Origin of the sequence: Zunongwangia profunda SM-A87 (assembly GCF_000023465.1) — a bacterium.
Lineage (GTDB): Bacteria > Bacteroidota > Bacteroidia > Flavobacteriales > Flavobacteriaceae > Zunongwangia > Zunongwangia profunda.
Genome location: NC_014041.1, coordinates 1,346,124 through 1,365,725, shown reverse-complemented (window position 1 = coordinate 1,365,725; position 19,602 = coordinate 1,346,124). Strand labels below are relative to the sequence as shown.

Annotated in this window: 19 protein-coding genes; 1 reads left to right on the top strand and 18 read right to left on the bottom strand. The window is 36.3% G+C overall.

The features are described 5' to 3' along the window. Positions 1-59: 59 nt before the first annotated feature. The gene (locus tag ZPR_RS05995) at positions 60-311 is read right to left on the bottom strand and encodes a hypothetical protein (RefSeq protein WP_013070743.1); all 252 of its coding nucleotides are present in this window, start codon (positions 309-311) and stop codon (positions 60-62) included. Positions 312-425: 114 nt separating this feature from the next. On the opposite strand from ZPR_RS05995, the gene ZPR_RS05990 reads away from it, so the two are divergent. Then, positions 426-1,556, top strand: coding sequence for a P1 family peptidase (locus ZPR_RS05990; protein ID WP_013070742.1), 1,131 nt, complete (start codon positions 426-428; stop codon positions 1,554-1,556). 196 nt (positions 1,557-1,752) lie between these two features. On the opposite strand, the gene ZPR_RS05985 is transcribed toward ZPR_RS05990, so the two are convergent. From ZPR_RS05985 to recR, 17 genes are all read right to left on the bottom strand, one after another. Then, positions 1,753-2,631: an aminotransferase class IV gene (locus ZPR_RS05985; protein ID WP_013070741.1), complete on the bottom strand. Its 879-nt coding sequence runs from the start codon at positions 2,629-2,631 to the stop codon at positions 1,753-1,755. A gap of 172 nt (positions 2,632-2,803) precedes the next feature. Then, positions 2,804-5,071 carry a GH92 family glycosyl hydrolase gene (locus ZPR_RS05980; RefSeq protein ID WP_041578717.1) on the bottom strand — a complete coding sequence of 756 codons (2,268 nt, stop codon included), beginning with the start codon at positions 5,069-5,071 and terminating at the stop codon, positions 2,804-2,806. 20 nt (positions 5,072-5,091) lie between these two features. Next, entirely contained in the window at positions 5,092-8,328 is a 3,237-nt protein-coding gene (locus tag ZPR_RS05975; protein WP_013070739.1) for a S41 family peptidase, read from the bottom strand. Between the two features lie 136 nt (positions 8,329-8,464). Continuing rightward, on the bottom strand, positions 8,465-9,304 hold the full coding sequence (locus ZPR_RS05970) for a hypothetical protein (RefSeq protein WP_013070738.1): 840 nt from the start codon (positions 9,302-9,304) through the stop codon (positions 8,465-8,467). An 87-nt stretch (positions 9,305-9,391) separates the two neighbouring features. Beyond that, entirely contained in the window at positions 9,392-9,673 is a 282-nt protein-coding gene (locus ZPR_RS05965; RefSeq protein WP_041578716.1) for a hypothetical protein, read from the bottom strand. Further along, entirely contained in the window at positions 9,673-11,331 is a 1,659-nt protein-coding gene (locus ZPR_RS05960) for an amidase family protein (RefSeq protein WP_013070736.1), read from the bottom strand. Before ZPR_RS05960 ends, ZPR_RS05965 begins: the two co-directional genes overlap by 1 nt. A 171-nt stretch (positions 11,332-11,502) precedes the next feature. Beyond that, complete coding sequence (gene ftsY / locus ZPR_RS05955) at positions 11,503-12,453, bottom strand: signal recognition particle-docking protein FtsY (protein ID WP_013070735.1); 951 nt, start codon at positions 12,451-12,453, stop codon at positions 11,503-11,505. Between the two features lie 139 nt (positions 12,454-12,592). Next, positions 12,593-12,742, bottom strand: a complete 150-nt coding sequence (locus ZPR_RS22885) for a DUF4295 domain-containing protein (protein WP_013070734.1) — start codon at positions 12,740-12,742, stop codon at positions 12,593-12,595. 8 nt (positions 12,743-12,750) lie between these two features. After that, positions 12,751-12,933: a 50S ribosomal protein L33 gene (rpmG, locus tag ZPR_RS05950; protein ID WP_013070733.1), complete on the bottom strand. Its 183-nt coding sequence runs from the start codon at positions 12,931-12,933 to the stop codon at positions 12,751-12,753. Positions 12,934-12,959: 26 nt separating this feature from the next. Next, positions 12,960-13,199, bottom strand: a complete 240-nt coding sequence (rpmB, locus tag ZPR_RS05945; protein WP_013070732.1) for a 50S ribosomal protein L28 — start codon at positions 13,197-13,199, stop codon at positions 12,960-12,962. Positions 13,200-13,339: 140 nt separating this feature from the next. Continuing rightward, complete coding sequence (locus ZPR_RS05940; RefSeq protein ID WP_013070731.1) at positions 13,340-14,590, bottom strand: competence/damage-inducible protein A; 1,251 nt, start codon at positions 14,588-14,590, stop codon at positions 13,340-13,342. Continuing rightward, positions 14,590-14,928 (bottom strand): Hpt domain-containing protein, encoded by a 339-nt coding sequence (locus tag ZPR_RS05935; protein ID WP_013070730.1) that lies wholly within the window; start codon positions 14,926-14,928, stop codon positions 14,590-14,592. The genes ZPR_RS05940 and ZPR_RS05935 overlap by 1 nt, the downstream gene beginning before the upstream one ends. Positions 14,929-14,933: 5 nt before the next feature. Continuing rightward, positions 14,934-15,548: a fumarylacetoacetate hydrolase family protein gene (locus ZPR_RS05930; RefSeq protein WP_013070729.1), complete on the bottom strand. Its 615-nt coding sequence runs from the start codon at positions 15,546-15,548 to the stop codon at positions 14,934-14,936. Between the two features lie 10 nt (positions 15,549-15,558). After that, entirely contained in the window at positions 15,559-16,503 is a 945-nt protein-coding gene (locus tag ZPR_RS05925; protein WP_013070728.1) for a carboxypeptidase-like regulatory domain-containing protein, read from the bottom strand. Positions 16,504-16,506: 3 nt separating this feature from the next. Further along, positions 16,507-17,280 (bottom strand): 3'-5' exonuclease, encoded by a 774-nt coding sequence (locus ZPR_RS05920; protein ID WP_013070727.1) that lies wholly within the window; start codon positions 17,278-17,280, stop codon positions 16,507-16,509. A 95-nt stretch (positions 17,281-17,375) separates the two neighbouring features. Next, complete coding sequence (locus ZPR_RS05915) at positions 17,376-18,737, bottom strand: dihydrolipoamide acetyltransferase family protein (protein ID WP_013070726.1); 1,362 nt, start codon at positions 18,735-18,737, stop codon at positions 17,376-17,378. 184 nt (positions 18,738-18,921) lie between these two features. After that, a complete protein-coding gene (gene recR, locus ZPR_RS05910) occupies positions 18,922-19,539 on the bottom strand; it encodes a recombination mediator RecR (RefSeq protein WP_013070724.1) in 618 nt (205 codons plus the stop codon). Between the last annotated feature and the right edge of the window lie 63 nt (positions 19,540-19,602).

Below are 19,602 nucleotides of genomic sequence, written 5' to 3'. Positions count from 1 at the left end.
ATGAACGAAATACTAAGGATATCAGCCAAAATTTAGCGTTGATACCAATTTAAGTCCGTTTATTTTTCCTGAGAGTTGATTTCTTCTTTAGGTTTCTTCCATAGTCCCAGGCAAATAACTCCTGAAATAAGCATTGAAACAAGAACACCGGCAATGACTATTCCAGCACCATCACCAGCAAAATGATCCATATCGTAGTCCATAAAGATAAAGAGATAACCTATAAAAAGGGCATCAAGCACTAATTGAATAATCCAGTAAGCAATTTTACCTTTATGTGTTAGTTTTCGTAGGAACAATCGATCTAACATAGCTTTGAGTTTTTTGGTTTTAGGCTTTTAGAACGATCTTAATTTTTGATTATTTTATAGACAAAGAGGTTATTTTTAAGAATAGCGTATCTTTAAAAAAATCTGTCACAAACCATGAAATCACATTTTTTGATTCTGCTTCTTTTCATTACAAGTTTATCACTTAATGCTCAGGAAACTGCCAGAGACCTAGGCATTATAACCGGCGTAATGCCCGTTGGAAAAACCAATAGCATCGTAGATGTAAGTGGAGTTAAAGTTGGTCATACCACATTAATTAAAGGGGACGCTATAAGAACAGGTGTCACTGCAATTTTACCGCACGGAGGAAATATTTTTCAGGATAAAGTACCGGCTGCAGTTTTTGTGGGTAACGGTTTTGGGAAATTAGCAGGAACCACACAAATAAACGAGCTTGGAAACATCGAAACTCCCATTATCCTCACCAATACGCTTAATGTTGCTACCGGTATTGATGCCGTTATTAAATACACTTTACATTCATCTGAAAATGAACAGGTAAGATCTGTGAATGCTGTTGTTGGCGAAACTAACGATGGCTATCTAAATGATATTAGAGGGCAGCATGTTTCTACCACAGATGTTTTAAATGCGATAAAAAATGCAAGCACAGAAAAGCCGGAACAGGGAAATGTTGGTGCCGGTACCGGAACGATTTGTTTTGGTTATAAAGGCGGAATAGGAACATCTTCACGTAGATTGCCTAAAAATCTTGGCGGTTATACTGTAGGCGTTTTGGTGCAAACAAACTTTGGTGGAGTCCTGGATATTGGCGGAGTCAATATGGGGGAAAAATTAAAGAATTTCGCCTTTGCAGATGAATTACAAAATAACGTAGATGGTAGTTGTATGGTAGTGGTTGCCACCGATGCGCCATTGACGAGTAGAAATTTAGAACGCCTTGCTAAACGTGCTTTTATGGGACTGGCACAAAGTGGAGGAATTGCTTCTAACGGCAGCGGAGATTACATCATTGCTTTTTCTACTTCGGAAGATGTGAGAATTCCCTATCAAACCAAAGCATTATATAAAACTAAAAGTGTTCCCAACGATTGGATGTCACCATTATTTATGGCTGCAAACGAAGCCACCGAAGAAGCCATCATCAATAGCTTATTTATGGCTGAAGATATGACCGGTTATCAAGGCCATCACATTAAAAAATTACCCGTAGATAAAGTATTATCGATCCTGAAAGAACAGGGAGTGTTGGAAAGTGAATAATATTCTAGGCCTTTCGTAATTTCTAATCTTTCTGATCACTGGGAATTTTGCTTCTGCTTTAATGTAGAACATAGAATTCAAGAATCAAGAGTCAGGAAACAAGACTAGACAACAAACTAATTTGAAAATAGAATATTTAAAAATGAAGAAAACATCCTCTTAAACTTTTGAACCTTAAACTTTCGAAATTTTAAACTCAGCTTATATCTACTCCCGTACGTTTCTTTACTTCTTCGCAAAATAATAATTGAAGTCTTCTGGTAACTTTTCCAATGTCGTTCCCAAAGTTTATAATCCTATCCGGAAAATGAAGATTTTTAATTGCGGTAATCTGAGTAGTGGTACCGGTAATAAAAACTTCGGTAACCTCATCTAACTCAGAGACCGGAAGTGCTTTTTCAACAATTACGATATTGTTTTCCTTACACAGTTTTATAAGTAAATTTCGAGTAATTCCGGGTAAAATAAACTTACCATTGGGATGTGTATAAACGCTTTCATCTTTTACAAAAAACAATGAAGAGTGTGAACCTTCCGTAAAATAACCATCTCTAATCATTATGTTTTCAGAAAAATCACTTTTCTTAGCTTCGGTATTTGCCAGAATATTGGCCATTAAGGAAACCGATTTGATATCGCAGCGATGCCAACGCAGATCATTAGATACCAGGACATCTTTAAATTGATTCTGAAAACCTCTAAGATTGGTTTTATAAGCATATACAAGCACCGTAGCATCGTAATTTTCAGGAAAATAATGCGTCCTTGGAGCCATTCCCCTACTTACCTGAATATAAATGGCGCCATCGGCTGCGTTTAATTCCGTCAATTCGATAGCTTTTAAAATAATGCTTTCAAAATCACTTATATCACATTGCAATTCGACTTCATTCAAAGAATATCGCAGCCTTTGTAGATGTTCTTTCAGTAAAAACAACTTTCCGCTGTAAAAAGGAATGACTTCGTAAATACCATCACCAAATAAAAAACCACGATCAAAAACAGAGATTTTCGCCTCTTCGGGCTTTAACCATTCTCCATTTAAATATACTTTGCTGGGGTAACTTAGTTTCATGTTTAATGCAAAACTTAAAAATAGACTATTGCGCGATATAAAAAAACTGCCCTGGAAAAAAATTTCACAAGGCAGTTTTATAAGTTTTTGGAGAGTCATTTATGAACAAGGTTGCAATTGGATGGAATCAACCTGAAAAAATGAAATCACAACCAAAATGATCAACAAAGAGCTAAAATTGAAAAGAAGGCGGAGCATTTTCGGGTTTGCTTCCCCAATCTTTATTTGCTTTGTTACCCATTTTTAAGACTAATGTCCCCCCATTTTCTAAATCTGTATGCGTAAACCAGGGGTTGTCCCAGTTTTTACCATTTAAAGTAGCGCTTTGTATATACTTATTGTCCTTAGAGAAATTTTCTGCAACGATGGTGAAAGTTTTACCATTTTCTAATGTCACTTCAGATTTTTCAAAAAACGGACTTCCAATCACATAAATGGGTAACCCCGGCGTTACCGGATAAAATCCTAATTGAGAAAATACTACAAAAGAAGACATTCCGCCGCCATCTTCATCTCCCGGAACTCCCATAAAATCATTTCTAAACCAGGTATGTATTAATTTTTTTATGCGTTTCTGGGTCTTCCACGGTTCACCGGCATAGCTATACAGGTATGGGATATGAAGTGAAGGCTCATTGGCCATACTAAACTGGCCTACATTCCCGGTTTGATCCGGTAACTGCGTATAAAACTCTCTTTTGCCTCTACCCATTGGCTCAGCAAATGTAGCATCAAGATTATCAATAAAGGCTTTTCTACCTCCCATCAAATCAATTAAATCTGCAACATTATGCTGTACGTCCCATCGGTATGTCCAACCATTATTCTCTCCATAATAATTTCTTGCACCCACGCCTCCAGAAAAACGATAATCAAATGGTGCTATAAATTCACCATTTTTATCCTTAGGATGGAAAAAATTGGTTTCGCTATTAAACAAATTTCGATAATTTAGGGCTTCTTTTATAAAGCGCTTATAGTCATTCTTATGGTCTAATTTATTTGCTAAAACCGCCAGACACCATTCATCATAAGCCGTTCCTAATGTTACCGCTACGGGCTGGCGCTTCTCAAAACCACTAACTTCAGGAATGGTTTCTTCCTCACCATCCCTTAAAGCCGGGATAAATCCATTTCTTTTATAGAAAGTATCTAGTTCGCCGGCCGGTTTCCCAGACCACGGCGCTAATGTTTTTTCTGTAATTGCTGCTTTAGATGCCTGATAAGCCTTTTCAAGATCAAAATTATCAACTCCTTTTTCTGAAGCATCCAAAATAGTCGCCACACCATGATTAGAATTCATTCTTCTACTATCTCCCGTTACTTCAGGAAAGGTTGGTAACCAGTTATGCTCCATCTGCTGTGCCATTAAAATAAAAGAATGAATAATATCCTCTTCCTGCTTAGGATTCAGCAAAACACGCAATGGATGATGTGCTCTGTACGAATCCCAAATCCAATCGTCTGTATAAAACGGTCTTCCATTATCCTGATGCACCTGGCCATCAAAAGCACTGTAATATCGCCCATCTTCAGAAATACAAACAGGGCGCTCGTAAGAACGATATAGCGATGTGTAAAAAACATTTTTATCGGCTTCACTACCACCTTCTACCTGCATTTTACCTAATGCTTCGTCCCAAATCTGTTTCCCCTGTTCTTGTAACTCGGCCACTGTTCTACCTTTTATCTCTCTTTGATAATTCGATTTAGCTTGTTGCTCATTAATAAAAGATACCCCGTATGGCAACTCTAAATTAGATTGCGATTTTGAGAAACTTAATACGATACTGGCATTTCTACCCTCTGCTTTAGTACCTGAAATAAGCGTAGTATTTTCATCCAAAACCTGAACTTTTTCGGGCTTTTGCTTCGGAATTAAATAGATATAAACTTTGGTGTTATTTCCTATAATCTGATAGCCAGCGATTGCTTCACCATCCCAGGTTAACATGCCGTTTCTCGAATTGAGGATAAGGTGACTTTCTTTTTCTTTTTCAAAATGAATAGTATATTTAGCCGACTGCGATGCTAATCCATAATCTACCGTAGTTTCCTGCTCATCTAAATAAACATGGTAACTGTAAGGATGAATTTCTTCTAAATCATAACTAAATTTTATTACCGGTTTAATGTCGGAAAGCGCTCCCTGAAACGGACTCAAATTAAATGCAGAACTACCACGATGACTGGTAATCATCAAAGGCAGGCCATTTAACAAATCGCCATTATAATCTGAACGTTCCGGATATACCCGCAACATGCTATTTGGCATATGTATCGTTGGGTAGGTTGGTACCAACATATGACTAATATTACCCATATATGGGTTTACATATTCAGCCGGACTTTTTTCTTTTACGGCCTGTGCAAAGGTTGAATAACTCGTTACCAGCATAAACAGTACTGGTAACGAGTTATTTTTTAAGAATTTGATCATTAAGTTAGGGTTAATTAAGCTTATTCGGTTTCTTTTAAAAGTTCTTTTACTGCAGTTTGCAACTGGGGATCATCTCCACTTAAAAATTCATTATAAGGTAATGCTACTTCTATATCGGGTTGCAACTCCATATTTTCTGTTGGTTCTCCTTCTGCACCTATAGTGGCTACCATTGGTATTCCAAATATGATCGAAGGATCTATTTGTCTTTCCCACCATACCGCTGTACCGGTACCTGCCACTGGCATCCCTACCAGTTTACCTATTCCGTTTTGTTTGTAAACATAAGGGAAAATAAAAGCATCACTATAATTTCCTTCACTCATTAAAACGATACTGGGCTTGGTCCAACGGGTCATGGGTTCTCCCCCTTTAATCACTTCTCCCTGTGGTGCGAACTTTAAATATTCTTCCCCGCTTAAAAAAGTATTAAGATCGTCATGCAACCATCCACCACCGTTAAAACGGGTATCTACCACAAGACCTTCTTTTTCTAAATTCTTACCAAGTGCATTTTCATAAACATCTCTAAAACTACCATCATTCATTCCCTGGATATGCACATAACCCAGTTTACCGTTACTAAGGCTATCGGTTTTACGCTCCATGGTACGCACCCAACGCTTGTACATTAAAGCACGCTCTGATCCTACCGAAACAGGCTTGATGGTTTCTTCGAAAGTGGAGTTCCCGCTTTTAATGGTTAGTAAAGTATTTTTATCCTGAATGTTATTTAGATATTTATTCCAGTTTTCATCAGATTTGATAGTTTTACCATTGATTTTGATAATTATATCACCTGCTTTTATTTTGCTATCGGCATTATCTAATGGTCCTCCTGAAATCACTTCAGAGATTTTAATTCCGTCTCCCATATAGGATTCATTATATAATACTCCTAAAGAAGCGGTATGATCACCGTTAGCACCAGAGGCATAATAACGTCCCCCAGTGTGAGAAGCATTTAACTCTCCTAAAAGCTCACTTAACAATTCCTGAAAATCATAATTATTATTGATATGCGGTAAAAACTTCGCATATTCGTCATGGTACATTTGCCAATCGATTCCGTGAATCTCAGGATCATAGAATTTCTTGGTAACCTGTCTCCACATATGGTTAAACATATATTCTCTTTCAGCAGCAGCATCAATCACCATATCACCATTGATAGCTATATTTTCTACCTTACCACTTTCTGCATCTACTTTTACCAAACGTCCATTATTACTTAAAAATAAGGATTTCCCATCTTCACTAATTTCAATTCCGCTAGGAGAACCGCCCATTTTTGCCAAAATCTTGGTTTCTCTGGTTCTTGGCTCGGTTACCCAAAGATCATATCCTTTTTCAAATGATGCCAGATAAAAAACTTTGCTCGCATCTTTATTCAACACATAATCACTAATACTGGCAGAGTTAATTGTAAGTTTTACTTTACGGATATCAAGGTTATCGAAATTAAGTTTTAAAGGTTCATCCTTTTTTTCTTCTTTTTTCTTTTTAGATTTTTTCCCGTCTTCTTCTGCTTTTTCCTTTTCTTCTTTCTCCTTTTTCTCGCGCTCTTCTAAAAGTTTAAATTCTTCTTCGCTTAGAGTATATCGATCATATGCTTTTTGATCAAAAAATACCGCGTAGATATCCTGCTCGGTACTTCCCTGGTTCGCTAATGATTTTCTACCCTCGCGGCTACTGGTATAGGTCATCATTTTACCATCCATGGCCCATTTGGCGTTAGATTCCCCAAAGCCACTATTTACAGGATGAAAAATTTCTCCGTTACCGTTCGCTTTAATTAAAGCCACATTATTATTAAAAAAATAACCTTTTTGATCATCTACCATTAGCCAACGGCTATCTGGGCTCCATTGAAAAGACCAATCTCCATCACTATACGAATGATTTCTACCTTCAGGAAGAATTACTGTTTTCTTACCCGATTTTAGATCCATTACTTTTAAAATATTTCGTTCCTCTATAAAAGCGATTTTAGAAGAATCTGGAGAAATTTTAGCCTGAAATTCTTCAGCAGTCGTGTTAATTAAAGGCTCAATATCTACAATGGTCGAAGCATAGAAATACTCTTCCTGCGGGCGGTTTAAAGTCGCTTTATATACATTCCAGCTACCATCCTTCTCCCCGGAAAAAATTAATTCTTTTCCGCTTGGGGACCAGCTCACCATACGCTCCTGAGTAGAGGTATTGGTAATTCTTTTTGTACGGGAATCGTCTACACCGGTCACAAAAACTTCGCCTCGATTTACAAAAGCAATCTCTTTATTATTAGGACTAACCGCAAATTCGGTTACACTATTGATATCCATATTTTTGATGGCTTCGAAAGCAGCATCATCCAGAACTTTAATCTCCAGTTTTTTAGGTTGAGTTCCTGGCGTCATGGTATAGACTTCACCTTTCCAGGTAAACGCCAATTTATCGCTATCAGAAATACTTAAGTGACGCACCGGAAAATCTTTAAAATTAGTCAGTTTTTCTTCGGAACCCGAGCTTAAATTTTTGACGTACAAATTTTGTGTACCGTCTTTTTCATTCAGATAAAATACTTTTGTTCCATCAGCACTAAAAACAGGCTCACGATCTTCACCCTCAAAATTACTGATTTGCTTATACGAATCATTCTCAAGATCATACAACCAAATATCTCTTGTGACTGCCGAAGTATGATGTTTTCTCCAGGCATCTTCATAACCTTTTCTATCCTGAAAAACCAAATGCGTTCCATCTTTACTAAAATGGGCTTCTTCTGCTCCCGCAGCGGTAAGTAATTCTGGTCGTCCACCTTTTATAGGGATGGTATACAAATTTTGAAATAATCCGGGACTTGGAAATCTTACGCTTGATGCCGGTGCATTACGACCACTCCCGTAAAGAACCTTATCGTCCTGTGGTGAAAAATCGTAGGGAAAATCATTGGCGCTATTATAAGTTAATCTTGTAGGTGTTCCACCTGTAGCTGGCATGGTATATACATCAAAATTACCATAACGATCGCTGGCAAAAGCTATACTTTTACCATCGTGACTCCAAACGGGACGCATATCATAAGCATCTCCTGTAGTTATGGCAATGGCTACTCCCCCATCACTACTAACCCGATAAAGGTTCCCCATATATCCAAAAACGATAGTTTCACCATTTGGTGAAATCGAAGGATATCGTAACCATTTTGCATTTTCTTGTGCTGAAACTGCCACACCAACAAATAATAGCATGATCAGCAAATAAAATTTTCTCATAAAATAAATGAATTTAATTTAGCTAAATTTTCAGAGTGGCACTAAGATACTAACTATTGCAATTTAATGGCTATAAAAAATCCATCGAAACTTTTGTTAGGATGGATTTTAAATTATTAATTGTTAGGCGAATCTTTTAAATAGCACTATATTCTATTAAAATTTCATCATTTTGGTCGTATAGAATTAATTCCCCTTCCTCATTATAAGTATAATACCAACCGAAAGGATAACCTGAAACTTTAAATATATCTACAGCATCTTTTTCTATTTTTTCCAGAAGAATTCTGCTGTCAAACCTCAAGAAATAAAAATTTTGATCTGCCAGTTTTACTAATTGAAAGTTCCCACCAGTTTTTTGGTTTTTAAATGCCTGATTTTGCCATTCTCCAATAACATCCAAAACCTCTAAATCTTTTGTGATTTTATATTCTGAAAATAACTTTTCAAGTCTTTTTACCAAATCATCTTCAGCAGGCATTTCTGCCAACTTTTCTAATAAATAAGCATACCTGCTTTCCTGATTAACTAAAGAATAATCATAAGCAGAAAGAGATAGCGATTCTAATGTGTAACTAGGGAATAAACTCGTTTTAAATCTTTTAATTATTTCTTCATTTGCAATCAAAGACCAATAAGCAAGATTTATCTTGGCATCTCGATTATGCGCTAAATTCACTATTGGTAATATAGCACTACTTGTTTTACTAATTAACACATATCCTTTATTTCCATGAATCTTAAAAAGCAATGAAGTTCTAATCATATTATCCACAGAAATTGAGTCATACCTAAACCTATCTTCAGTCTTCAATAAAACCTCCTGGTCTAATTCATTAATTATTTTCCAATAATCAGCAATTTCATCGTCGGTTTTTAAAGCTTTTATTTCTTCACGATATGCTTCAGTTGGAATTTGACTAAGGCAATTAAAACTTAAGGTACAAATGATAAGTAGCGTTAAAATTCGAAGCATTTTAATATAATTTTTTTGAAATTCAATTAAGAAACGTCCTCTAAAAAAAGAGTAATAAGTATATTTCTTTAATTTTAAGATGTTTTTTTAATTCGCAGCAAAAAAATTATGCAAGCCTAACAACCAGCCTTGCTCATAATACCTGATAATACTTATAAGTATTGCAGAAATGATCACATAGATCCAGTTATACTTTTTGACCTTTACAAAATAAGCACCTAAAAGCCCTAGCAGAAGTACTGGAAAAGTCATTATTAGATTCGCATAAAGCCATGCACCCTGGAATACGGCCAGTATTTTCATGATCACATAAAAAAGGCAATAAATAAATATAAGTTTGGTAAAGATAATCAGGTATCGTTGTGCCATTACTTGGAATAGTCTTTTGGTGGTTTACGTTGCTGCGATTCCTGCTCGTAAGCATAAGCCCAGCGTAATAAATTTTGTTCGGAATAAGGAATAGAAATAAAGGTTAAACCTTTAGGTTCCCCAATATCGTCATAGCCCATAGGTACCGTGATCGCAGGGTATTCTGCAACCGCAGCAAAGCCGGCATGATAGTTATTAATAGAAAGAATACCGTCTAAATAATGCTCTTTCATCGGTATATCGAAAAATCGTTTTCCGCGTATTTTTAGGGTATCTTTTATGGCCTGAAATTCTTTAGCTGTAGCATTATCTTTTACAATTCCTTCAAACAAACCCTGTCCGTAAGGTGCTCGCTGTACAGAATCCTCCATATTGAAAGTCATAATATCTTCTACAGATCGTACCTCTATTCTTTTTCCGTAGCGTTCTAAATAATCAGGAAGATCTTTTTTCATGTCAAGGTTCAATAACCTAAGAAAGTTTTCTAATTCAATAGCTTCAGCCTCAAATTCGACGATTTGAGCTCCAATCTTTTTAAGCTCGTTAATGGCACGACTATATAGCGAATCTTGAGTAAGTTCTTTGATCACTCCTAATCGTACGCCACGTAAACTGGTGGTATCGGTTAAAGCAGAATAATAATCTGTGGTCACTTTAATAGAATCTGCATAAACTTTGGTATCAGACGTATCCCTACCAGCCATTGCGCTTAGTAAAATAGCATTATCCATAACCGTTTTGGTTATTGGCCCGGGCGTATCTAAAGTACTTGAAATTGGTATAATACCAGTTCTACTTAAAAGTCCAATCGTTGGTTTTAATCCTACAAGACTATTCTGACTAGATGGTGAAAGTATTGATCCTGAAGTTTCAGATCCTACGGCTAAAGGAGCAAAATTGGCTGCAACGGCTACAGCACTACCAGAACTAGAACCACCGGTGTCAAAAATTCTACGTCCGTAAGGATTTAAGGTTTGTCCACCCACCGCAGAATACCCACTTGGGCAATCTTTACAGAAAAAATAGGCCCATTCACTAAGATTTGCTTTTCCTAAAATTATCGCCCCACTTTCTTCTAACTTATTTGTTATAAAAGCATTTGGGGTCGTATTTCCCTGCAACGCCACAGATCCCGCCGTTGTTGGCATCGTGGACGTATTGATATTATCTTTTAACAATACAGGAATACCGTAAATCGGACTTTTATTCGCGGTATTTTTATAGTTTCTATCCTTAAGTCGGGCCTCAGTTAAAACATTTGGATTAACTGCAATAACAGCATTGAGAGAAAGATCGTTTTCCCGATCTAATTTTCTCATTCGGTAAAGATAAAACAGGGTAAGCTCTTCGTAGGTAAGTTGCTCTTCGGCTATCGCTTTTTGTAGTTCTGTAACAGATTTTTCAAGAATTATTGATTTTAAACTATCATATTTCTTTTCTGTTACTTTATAAAGCTCAATTTCAAAAGGAGACCAGAGTATATCTTTTTCAAGATATTTAGAATCTAAAACTTTAAACTCTAATACCTCGTGCTCTTGATCATCTTCTACCTCAGTAAAATTAGAGTCTGTAATTTCCTGAGTGTCTTTATTATTTCCTTTATCATTTTTGCAGCTTACCAAGGCTAAAATACTGCAAAGGAATAAAATCTTTTTCATGTGGGATTAGCTAATTGACTATTGATTAGTTTATTCATATATTTTTCTGAACAAAATCATATCCGGAATTAGAATTTCTTCAAGAAAAATATTTCCGCGGTACAAGCACGAAGCCAAAAAAAATAGCTGAATTACTTAATAATAACTCAACTTCAAGAAAAATAATACCTATTATTTAAAAAAGGAATCTACAAATTCAAACTTGTTAAAAACCTGAAGATCTTCCACCCGTTCTCCTACACCAATATATTTTACCGGAATTTGGAATTGATCGCTAATCCCAATCACAACACCACCTTTTGCGGTACCATCTAACTTGGTTACCGCCAGAGAGGTAACTTCAGTAGCAGCTGTGAATTGCTTAGCCTGCTCAAAAGCATTTTGCCCAGTAGAACCATCTAAAACTAAAAGCACTTCATGGGGCGCATCTGGTATTACTTTTTGCATCACTCTTTTTACTTTAGAAAGCTCTTTCATGAGGTTTACCTTATTATGCAACCTTCCTGCAGTATCAATTAAAACAACATCTGCATCCATTTTAACAGCATTTTGTACGGTATCGAAGGCTACAGAAGCAGGATCACTACCCATGGATTGTTTTATAATAGGTACATCGGTACGTTCTGCCCAAACCTGTAATTGATCGATAGCTGCTGCTCTAAAAGTATCGGCGGCTCCTAAAACAACTTTTAAGCCTCGGCTTTTAAATTGATTGGCCAGTTTCCCGATAGTTGTTGTTTTCCCTACACCATTAACCCCCACAACCATCATTACGTAAGGTTTCTTATTGGGTACAGTAAAATCTGTAGCGTTACCAGAATTGGTTTCGGATAATAAACCGGCAATTTCTTCTCTTAGGATTTTGTTAAGTTCATCGGTTCCCAAATACTTGTCTTTGGCTACACGATCTTCTATACGGTTTATAATTTTTATAGTAGTGGCTACCCCAACATCACTACTTACCAGCACATCTTCTAAATCATCAAGAACTTCGTCGTCAACTTTAGACTTACCGGCAACAGCTTTGCTCATTTTAGAAAAAAAGCTGCTTTTACTTTTCTCCAGCCCTTTATCCAGAGTTTCCTTTTTTTCTTTTGAAAAGATCTTTTTAAATAAACTCATTTTTGGTTATTCGTTTTAATGAGAATAGTCCTTTAAAAAAAGGACTTTGTTATTAGCGGTAAATATACGTAAAAAGAAAAAGCCGTCCAGATAACAAATCAGGACGGCCATTTAAAAAAAATATAAATTTTTTATCCGATTACTTTTTTAAATAATCGTTTACATCTTCAGGAGCCATAATAGCTTCAACGAAAGTATATGCACCTGTTTTAGGAGATTTAACCATTTTAATAGCTTTGCTTAATCTCTTAGATCCTGTTTGTAATGCTGCTACTGATTTCTTTGCCATGACTCAAATTATTTAATCTCTTTATGAACCGTCATTTTTTTCAAGATTGGGTTAAATTTCTTTAACTCCATTCTATCCGGCGTATTTTTTTTATTCTTTGTAGTGATATATCTTGATGTACCTGGTTGACCAGAAGCTTTATGCTCGGTACACTCTAAAATAACCTGTACTCTGTTTCCTTTCTTTGCCATCTTAATTTGTTTTTATAGGTAAAGGATTATTTTTGAAGAAATCCTTTTGCTCTAGCCTCTTTAATAACGGCAGAGATTCCTTTCTTGTTAATATTTTTAAGCGCAGAGGTAGATACTTTTAAAGTGATCCATTTATCCTCTTCAGGAATAAAAAAACGTTTCTTTACCAGGTTAGCGTTAAATTTACGCTTGGTCTTATTCATTGCGTGAGAAACATTGTTCCCAACCATCGCTTTTTTCCCTGTAAGTTCACAAACTCTTGACATTGCTCTATACTTTATCTCGTTATTTCAAAACAGGGTGCAAATTAACGATTTTTATCCCTAATTCACAACACATTCTGCAAAAAAAATTTACGATATTATTTTCGTTGCTATTGAGTATTAAATTATTGACTCAAACCAGCCTATTTTTGGCTGTAAATTTCATCTAATATCATCTCCATACATTTATTAACAGCCTTTCCCACGACCTTATCCCGATGATTCCCAAAATTAAATTCATGAGCAAAAACGCGTTGTGGTGTAGCAATTGCCAAAAAAACGGTTCCAACTTCAGCATCGCTATCACCTTTGTCCGGGCCGGCATTTCCCGTAGTTGCTATGGCATAATCGGTTTGGTATAAAGCTTTTACTTTTTTAGCCATTTCACAAGCCACTTCATTGCTTACCACAGAATATTTTTCTATAAGTTCTGGTGACACCCCTAGAATATTCACTTTAGCTTCTGTTGCGTAGGCCACCACACTGCCTTTAAAAAATGCGGAAGCCCCTGGATATCCTGTAAATATTGCAGCTAATCTGCCCCCAGTAAAACTTTCAGCTGTAGCCAGGCTTGCGTCGTTTGCGGTGAGTAGATTCCTTATCTGCACTTCAATAGGATCTTCTTCCTCTATCCCTTTAATAATATCCCCAATAATCTGGCTAAGCGATTTTATCTGATCGTTCACTTCCTTTTCCATATTAATGGGATCACTACCTTTTGTGCTTAATCGCAAACGTACTTTACCCAGGTTTGGCAAATATGCCAGTCTTATGTGAGCCGGTAAGGCTTCTTCCCAGGATTCTATTTTTTCTGCAATAGCACTTTCTCCCATCCCAAAGGTAAGTACAGTCTTATGCAGAATAAATGGTCTTTTAAAACGATCCCTTATTCGGGGAATGACCTCATCCTGCATTAAAGCTTTCATTTCATAGGGTACACCAGGTAAAGAAATAAAAATAGTATCTTCCTTTTTTAACCACATCCCGGGAGCAGTACCATACCTATTCATAAGGACTTCGCACTTTGAAGGCACCATGGCCTGTAGCCGGTTTAAATCTGAAATAGGAGTATCAATATATTTTTTAAAAAGTTCTTCGATATGCGCTAAAACCGCTTCATCTTTAATCAGCGTATCATTAAAAAACTCACAAAGGCATTTCTTGGTAATATCGTCTTTAGTAGGGCCAAGTCCGCCGGTAATGATAACTATATCTGCTCTTTTTTGAGCGTCACTCAAGGTGGTTAAAATATGGTTCCATTCATCTTCTACTGAAGTTATTTGATGAATACTCACCCCTATTTTATTAAGTTCCTTGGCTATAAAAGCCGAATTGGTATCGATAATCTGGCCGATAAGAATTTCATCGCCAATGGTTATAATCTCTGCGTTCATTACAGATTAAAATCTTCTTTTAATTCTTCACAAACCTGCTCTACCTTTCCCGTAATGACCTTACCGGCACCCGGTACTTCCGCTTTATTTTTACCCTGTTTAGACCACTGCTCTATAATAGTTATTTGTGGCATTAATTCTAACCCAAAAAGCTTTAGATTAGGTTTCATTTTATGGGCATAACTGTAAGCAAGTTTAGCATTATCACTATCTATGGCTTCATTCATGGCAGTCACATCTGGCGGGATTTCTTCAAGAAAAGTTTTTACTACCACCAGTATAAAGTCCTGATCGCCGTCTGCCATTTCTTCTACATCTTTTAAATCGTAGCTACTCATGGGGATTATTTAATATTTATAGAAAAAATTTCTTGGTCCTCAATAAATCCGGTTAAATGATCTTGTGGCGCTACCGCACCAACTCCAGCAGGTGTTCCGGTAAAAATAATATCGCCTATCTTTAACGTAAAGAAAGTTGAAATATAAGCAATTAGTTCATCAATTTTCCATAGCATTAAAGAACTATTGCCATTTTGTACAATCTCATCATTCTTTTTTAGGCTAAAATTAATATTGTTTAAATCTGAAAATTGATTTTTATTCAGCCATTTTTCACCGATTACTGCAGCACCGTCAAAGCCTTTTGCTTTCTCCCAGGGAAGCCCCTTAGCTTTTAACTTTGCCTGAAGGTCTCGCGCTGTAAAATCGATCCCAAGCCCTATTTCATCATAATACTTATGGGCAAATTTAGGTTGAATATGTTTTCCCACCCTTGTAATCTTCACCAGCAACTCTACCTCATAATGTACATCTTTAGAAAAATCTGGAATAAAAAAAGGCTGTTTTTTTAATAGTATCGCCGTATCCGGCTTTTGGAAGACTACAGGATCTTCTGGTTTTTCATTTTCTAACTCGGCAATATGATCGGTATAATTTCTACCTATACAAATAAGTTTCATTTACAATCTTTTAATCGGTTAATGTTATTTTGAATGCCGGGGCTGGTAATTTTCCGGAAAATACGCTATTAGAATTATCCAAACTATTCATTTTTCGCCATCCATTGATGTCTTTATAATAAGATTTAAAATCCTCATCATCCTTTTCTAAAACCCCTTTAAAAATCGGCGCATATTTGCGTAATTCCACATCCTTATACACCATAGTATCATTTACCCTATAATCTTTCCTTTCCATAAAAGCATTTTCTTTTATAAAAAGATGTTCTACAGCAATAAAAAAGCCGTGGTCAGGAATGCGAATTTTATAAGGTAACAGATCGATTTTAGTACGATATTCGCCTGGTTCTTTTTCAACTATTAGTCCGTTATCCAAAAGATCGTAAGAAGGTTTCCCTTCCTTATCTACCGCCATAATCCTTAACCTGTATTTTGCGCTGCGGGATAACGTTTCTTTTAAAATAAAATACCGAATTTCAACCTGTTTTAAATAGCAGGCTTCTTCAAATTTGTCCGGCTTTTCATAAAACCTGGCCACCGTACTAGGATACTGCCCACCACTAAAATTCCCTAAACCAACAGATTCCGATAACAAAAAATTATTTATTCTTTTAGTCTTTCTATTTTTAACATTAAAAATCTTTACCTCAGTCAAATGATGTATGCTGGGTTTTAATTTTATTACTTTTCCCTTTAACTCTTTTAGCTCTAAATATTGAGATTCGTAACCTACATAACTAAATTTAAGTATAGCATTCTCACTAACCTCTTTTATAACAAAAGAATATCGCCCCTCTTCATCTGTCGAAATTCCTCTTTTTTCCTTTTCCAGAACTATATTTGCATACGGTAAAGGCTCTAAAGTTTTGGCATCTACCACCTGTCCTACGGCTCTTGTAGTTTGCCCAAAAGTGCAAACTGAAATAAGAAGGAATACCGTAAGCAGGATGCGCATTCTTTAAAATTTGGTATTTAGTTTACGTAATTTTATGGCTGTGAGTATCTTTTTAGTGTAAAGGGGAAAATCGGCATTTTGAAGCCACCCGAAATAACCCGGCTCCTTTTCCAGAACTTCCTCTACCAGCTTCCCTCGATATTTACCAAAAGAAAAAATTTCCTCTCCTTTTTTATTGAAACTTATAAATCCGGCAAAATCGGCAAAGCTTTTACGGGCACTGTATTGTGATAGCCATTTAATATCGTTTTCCAGATCGTCATACTTATCCAATTGAGACTTTAATACTTCGTAAGTTGCTTCAGTATCTGCAGCCGCACTATGTGCATCTATAAGTTCTTTCCCGCAGTAAAACTTAAAAGCAGCCGCCAGAGTTCTTTGCTCTTTTTTATGGAATATCGTTTGTACATCTACGGCCATCATATTTTTCATATCAAAGTCGATATCTGCACGTAATAATTCTTCGGCTAACAACGGAATATCAAAGCGATTGGAATTATAACCTCCCAAATCACAGCCTTTTATCATATCATAGATTTGTTTGGATAATTCTTTAAAAGTCGGTTCATTCGCTACTTTCTCATTCGAAATTCCATGAATTGCAATGACTTCTTTTGGGATTTCCATTTCTGGATTTACCAACCAGGTACGACTTTCTTTATTTCCGTTAGGATATACTTTTAATATCGCTATTTCTACAATCCTATCTTTGGCAAGGTTCGTTCCGGTAGTTTCCAGATCGAAAAAACAAATAGGTTTTGTAAGCTTTAATTCCATTTTTTAAAATTTGTTTATTCTTATAGCAATATAAAAAGAAAACCGGGAATCGCCCTATAAAAAGCAACCCCGGTTTTTCTTTATATACATAAATTTTATAATACTCTATTTTTGTCGAATCCTTCTAAATATTGTGCTACCCGCTGCACAAACTGTCCACCAAGCGCTCCATTCACCACCCGGTGATCATAGCTATGCGATAAAATCATTTTATATCGAATACCGATAAAATCACCTTCTGGAGTTTCGATAACCGCAGGCATTTTTCGAATAGCTCCCAAGGCCAGGATACCTACCTGGGGCTGATTAATTATTGGTGTTCCCATAATACTTCCAAATGTTCCAACATTGGTTACCGTATAAGTACCCCCCTGTATATCGTCTGGCTTCAGTTTATTCTGTCGTGCCCTATTCGCCAAATCGTTTACCGCTTTGGCCATGCCTACAAGGTTTAATCGATCTGCATTTTTAATTACCGGTACAATAAGATTACCATCGGGAAGCGCTGCCGCCATACCAAGATTGATATTCTTCTTTTTAATTATATTATCCCCGTCTACGGAAATATTGATTAGTGGAAAATCACGAATGGCTTTCGCTACGGCTTCCATAAATATTGGTGTAAATGTTAATTTCTCACCTTCTTTTTTCTGAAATGCCTCTTTATGTTTGTTTCTCCAGTTCCAAATATTAGTTACATCTACTTCTATAAAAGATTGTACATGAGCCGAAGTCTGCACACTATCGATCATATGCTTACTTATCATTTTACCCATACGGCTCATTTCGATAATCTCATCTTCTCCTGAACTCACCGTACTTTCCTGATTTTTAAAAGCGGGCTCTAAATGATCTGGTTTCGAAGCTGCCTTATGAGCATCTGAATTTTCTTCTGACTTACTGCTGCGATTTTCAACATAAGCTAAAATATCGTCTTTGGTTACCCGACCGTTTTTACCGGTTCCTTTGACAGTTTCTAATTCTTTAAGACTAATATTTTCTTCTTTGGCGATATTTTTTACTAAAGGAGAATAAAAACGATCTGACTCTGAATAGTCGCTACTACCTCCAGCAGTCTCCTTGGCAGTTTCAACGGCAGCTTCAGCTTCAGCTACATGTTGTTCTGTCTCTGTAGTACTTTCTTCATCTTCATCTTCATCTTCATCTTCATCGTCCTCCAAATCGAGATCAAGATCATCTTCCTGCTCCACATCACCGTCAGTCTCAATAATAGCAATAGTTTGGCCTACTTCAACTACATCATCAGCTTCAAAAAGTATTTCTATAAGTTTGCCATCTACTTCACTGGGAACTTCACTATCTACTTTATCTGTAGCAATTTCAAGTACCGGTTCGTCTGCTTCAATGGTATCGCCTACTTCTTTTAACCAGCTGGTTATGGTTGCCTCAGCAACACTTTCTCCCATTTTAGGTAATTTCAGTTCAAATTTTGCCATATCGTTATTTGAAAGCTAATTTTTATTATTTCGTTTGCGAATTTAATTAAAATTAAGGTTTTTAAATATTAAAAAATCAATAAAATATAAATTCACTGAAAATATTTTTAAGTTATCTCTAACTAATTTCCTGTGTAAAATTACAATTTCATCTTTCAACCTGAAAGCCTATCCCCAAAGCTTTTTAACTTTTAAGGCTATTTTCAAAAGGTATACGATTGGTAATACTTCTTCCTAAAGTTACCTCATCAGCATATTCTAATTCATCACCAACGCTAATTCCCCTGGCAATGGTCGATGTTTTAACGCCGCTACCCTCTAGTTGTTTATAAATATAAAAATTAGTTGTATCCCCTTCCATAGTGCTGCTTAGCGCAAAAATAATTTCCTGAATTTTACCATCTCTCACTTTTTCGATTAAAGGCTTAATGGTAAGCTGGGAAGGGCCTATTCCATCCATAGGACTAATCTTCCCTCCTAAAACATGGTACATACCACGATATTGCCCTGTATTTTCTATCGCCATCACATCGCGTACATCTTCTACAATACAAACAAGATCTTCCTGGCGGGAAGGATTTGCACAAATATCACAAAGCTCGGTATCGCTAATATTATAACAATTTCTACATCTTTTTATTTCGGCCCGTAGCTTAGAAAGTGCTTTGGTAAGTTGTTCGGTTTGCGTTTCAGGTTGTCTTAATAGATGCAAAACCAATCTAAGCGCGGTACGTTTTCCTATACCGGGCAACTGCGACATTTGGTCTACAGCCTGCTCCAATAATTTCGAAGAAAAATCCATAACCGCAAATTTACAATTTTTAAACCGATGCAAATAGTTAGTAATATGCTAAGTTTGCAAATG

Bases quoted from the DNA above. Each gene is read 5' to 3' on its own strand.
- ZPR_RS05940 (WP_013070731.1), bottom strand. From the start codon at position 14,590: ATGAACGCAGAGATTATAACCATTGGCGATGAAATTCTTATCGGCCAG.
- ZPR_RS05995 (WP_013070743.1), bottom strand. From the start codon at position 311: ATGTTAGATCGATTGTTCCTACGAAAACTAACACATAAAGGTAAAATT.
- ZPR_RS05975 (WP_013070739.1), bottom strand. From the start codon at position 8,328: ATGAGAAAATTTTATTTGCTGATCATGCTATTATTTGTTGGTGTGGCA.
- ftsY (WP_013070735.1), bottom strand. From the start codon at position 12,453: ATGAGTTTATTTAAAAAGATCTTTTCAAAAGAAAAAAAGGAAACTCTG.
- ZPR_RS22885 (WP_013070734.1), bottom strand. From the start codon at position 12,742: ATGGCAAAGAAATCAGTAGCAGCATTACAAACAGGATCTAAGAGATTA.
- rpmG (WP_013070733.1), bottom strand. From the start codon at position 12,933: ATGGCAAAGAAAGGAAACAGAGTACAGGTTATTTTAGAGTGTACCGAG.
- recR (WP_013070724.1), bottom strand. From the start codon at position 19,539: ATGGATTTTTCTTCGAAATTATTGGAGCAGGCTGTAGACCAAATGTCG.
- ZPR_RS05990 (WP_013070742.1), top strand. From the start codon at position 426: ATGAAATCACATTTTTTGATTCTGCTTCTTTTCATTACAAGTTTATCA.
- rpmB (WP_013070732.1), bottom strand. From the start codon at position 13,199: ATGTCAAGAGTTTGTGAACTTACAGGGAAAAAAGCGATGGTTGGGAAC.
- ZPR_RS05985 (WP_013070741.1), bottom strand. From the start codon at position 2,631: ATGAAACTAAGTTACCCCAGCAAAGTATATTTAAATGGAGAATGGTTA.
- ZPR_RS05965 (WP_041578716.1), bottom strand. From the start codon at position 9,673: ATGGCACAACGATACCTGATTATCTTTACCAAACTTATATTTATTTAT.
- ZPR_RS05915 (WP_013070726.1), bottom strand. From the start codon at position 18,737: ATGGCAAAATTTGAACTGAAATTACCTAAAATGGGAGAAAGTGTTGCT.
- ZPR_RS05930 (WP_013070729.1), bottom strand. From the start codon at position 15,548: ATGAAACTTATTTGTATAGGTAGAAATTATACCGATCATATTGCCGAG.
- ZPR_RS05980 (WP_041578717.1), bottom strand. From the start codon at position 5,071: ATGATCAAATTCTTAAAAAATAACTCGTTACCAGTACTGTTTATGCTG.
- ZPR_RS05960 (WP_013070736.1), bottom strand. From the start codon at position 11,331: ATGAAAAAGATTTTATTCCTTTGCAGTATTTTAGCCTTGGTAAGCTGC.
- ZPR_RS05970 (WP_013070738.1), bottom strand. From the start codon at position 9,304: ATGCTTCGAATTTTAACGCTACTTATCATTTGTACCTTAAGTTTTAAT.
- ZPR_RS05935 (WP_013070730.1), bottom strand. From the start codon at position 14,928: ATGAGTAGCTACGATTTAAAAGATGTAGAAGAAATGGCAGACGGCGAT.
- ZPR_RS05920 (WP_013070727.1), bottom strand. From the start codon at position 17,280: ATGGAATTAAAGCTTACAAAACCTATTTGTTTTTTCGATCTGGAAACT.
- ZPR_RS05925 (WP_013070728.1), bottom strand. From the start codon at position 16,503: ATGCGCATCCTGCTTACGGTATTCCTTCTTATTTCAGTTTGCACTTTT.